Genomic DNA, 2,208 nt, shown 5'->3' on the forward strand with positions numbered 1-2,208 from the left:
TGCTGCATATCAACAAAACTGTTTATCAAATTATGCGTTAACTGTCAAAGCCGGGTTTAAAGATATCCGCGCATTATTATGGAATTATTTTACATCTATTTGCCTGCTAATGCAGCTAAAATATAGGATAATGTTTTTGTCAACAGTCCGGGGCACACGAGGACGTGTGCCGCCCACATGGGACAATAAACGTGAAATAATCAGCGGTTTGCCGGTTTCCATTTATTAATATTTGAAGCTGTTTCAGCTATTTATTATTTATTCAATTGATACGCCAATAAAATCCCCTGCAATGTCAATGTCGGATCGACTTTCTGAATCCGAGTCGAGTGCGGCGCAAATTTCTCGGCAAAACCGCCAGTGGCGATTATTTTAACATCACCTTCACCAAGCTCCTCTATGGTTTTTTCCGCTATATAATCTATCTGCCCCAAAGTGCCGTAGAAAATACCCGCTCTCATCGCCTCGGTTGAATTAGAGCCGATACATTTTTCGGGTTTCTTCAGCTGAATCGGGAATAGCCGGGAAGCCCTGCGGAATAATTCCGCTGAGGAGGTAGATACTCCGGGAGCGATGGCGCCGCCGATATAATTGCCATCCGCGTTTATAACATCAAAAGTAGTAGCTGTGCCAAAGTCTATTACTATTGAAGGGCAGCCATAGAGGGTTTTAGCCGCGATTGCATTAGCCAGCCTGTCAGGACCAACCTGCTCCGGCTGGTCAACTTCGATTTTAAGCCCCAGCTCAGTTTTATAGTCTAAAATCCAGGCATCGATATTGAAATATTTCTTAGCCATCTCTATGTATTTCTGAGTCAGGTCAGGTACTACCGAACAGATAGCTATTCCCTCAACCGGAATTTCGGCATTATGATGTATCCTGACAAGCTGGAAAATTTTCAAACCGATATCATCCGATGTTGCTGATATGCCGGTTTCCCCGCTGGTTTGGGCAATCCTGTAGAATCCCGTGAATTTATCAGCCTCGTTAATTCCCACCGTGGTAGTGGTATTGCCAATATCAATTGCTATTATCATTTTTTATACCGCCTATTTTGCCATTGTTAATATAAAATTTAGCAACCTTATTGTTGTTAAATTTATACTCGCCGGCTGTTGCCATAAATACCTGGTTGTAATTCGATAGTATTTTTATCAAAGCCTGACTTTTATCAGCATCAAGTTCGGCAAACACCTCATCGAGTATTAAGGTTGCCGGTTCCTCTTTAATGCGGGATAGATAATCGGCGGCAGCCAGTTTCATAGCTATCATGGCGCATCTTTTCTGCCCGCGCGAGCCAAAATGTCGTATGGATTTACTCCTTAGATTAATTTCCAACCTGTCTCGATGCGGACCAACTAAAGTTAAGCCAGCCCTTGTTTCCCTTGATTTATAACTTTCGAGAAGCTTTATAATCGATTTCCTCAAATCATCTTCATCGGTATTGATTTTGGGTCTGTAATATAAATCAAGCTTTGATTCGCTGTCAAAACCATTATAATAATCACTCACAGCTTTCTCGATAGATTCAACAAAGTTCTTCCTGGCGCCGACTATCCTTGCTCCATGCTCAACAAGCAGATTGTTCCAAGCCTCAAGCTGCTTTTCGCCATCCTTGACAACAAGTATTTCTTTTAAAAGTTTATTCCTTTGCAGGACGATTTTTCGGTAGGCTATTAAATCATCCAGATAGCTTTTGCTGTATTGTGAGATATACAAATCGAGAAACTGACGGTGAAATGAGGCCGGACCAGCGGTCAGTTCGATTTCTTCCGGGAATATAAAAACCGTTGGCGATGTTCCTACGAGTTCGCTTTGTTTTAATACTTGATAGCCATCGGCGATAATCTTTTTTCTGCCGTCGGAGGCTATTCTAATAGTGATTTCGACTTTTTTTTTTGAGAGGCAATCATGGCTGTAATCTCAGCCATTGTTCTATCGAAACCGACCATTGCCTTATCCTCGGCTCCCCGGCATGATTTGCCAAGCGAGAATAACCCCAGCGCCTCAAGAAGATTGGTTTTACCGGCTCCGTTGGGACCATAAAAAAGATTTATCCCTTTGGGAAATTCCAGCTTTACGCCGGTGATATTGCGGAAGCCCTCTATGTGAAGGTTTGTTATCATGTTATAGCGAAGTTTTTATGTCTTCTACCTCTACTCCATCAATCTCAGCGGCATTATCAAAAACAGGTTGGTTTCGTTCTCG

General features: G+C 42.3%; 3 protein-coding genes and 1 pseudogene. 1 reads left to right on the top strand and 3 read right to left on the bottom strand.

All coding sequences use genetic code 11. The annotated features are described in order from the left end of the window. A partial coding sequence (locus J7K40_01110; protein ID MCD6160999.1) for a hypothetical protein occupies positions 1 to 229 on the top strand: 229 nt, incomplete at its 5' end. A gap of 25 nt (positions 230 to 254) precedes the next feature. On the opposite strand, the gene J7K40_01115 is transcribed toward J7K40_01110, so the two are convergent. From J7K40_01115 to J7K40_01125, 3 genes and pseudogenes are all read right to left on the bottom strand, one after another. Then, a complete protein-coding gene (locus J7K40_01115; GenBank protein ID MCD6161000.1) occupies positions 255 to 1,037 on the bottom strand; it encodes a type III pantothenate kinase in 783 nt (260 codons plus the stop codon). After that, entirely contained in the window at positions 1,021 to 1,884 is an 864-nt protein-coding gene (locus tag J7K40_01120; protein ID MCD6161001.1) for a DNA replication/repair protein RecF, read from the bottom strand. The genes J7K40_01115 and J7K40_01120 overlap by 17 nt, the downstream gene beginning before the upstream one ends. Then, positions 1,869 to 2,126, bottom strand: a pseudogene (locus tag J7K40_01125) (AAA family ATPase). The gene J7K40_01120 and the pseudogene J7K40_01125 overlap by 16 nt, the downstream one beginning before the upstream one ends. Between the last annotated feature and the right edge of the window lie 82 nt (positions 2,127 to 2,208).

Source organism: Candidatus Zixiibacteriota bacterium, from assembly GCA_021159005.1.
Lineage (GTDB): Bacteria > Zixibacteria > MSB-5A5 > UBA10806 > 4484-95 > JAGGSN01.

Coding starts and splice junctions, on each gene's coding strand:
- J7K40_01115 (MCD6161000.1), bottom strand. CDS start 1,037: ATGATAATAGCAATTGATATTGGCAATACCACTACCACGGTGGGAATT.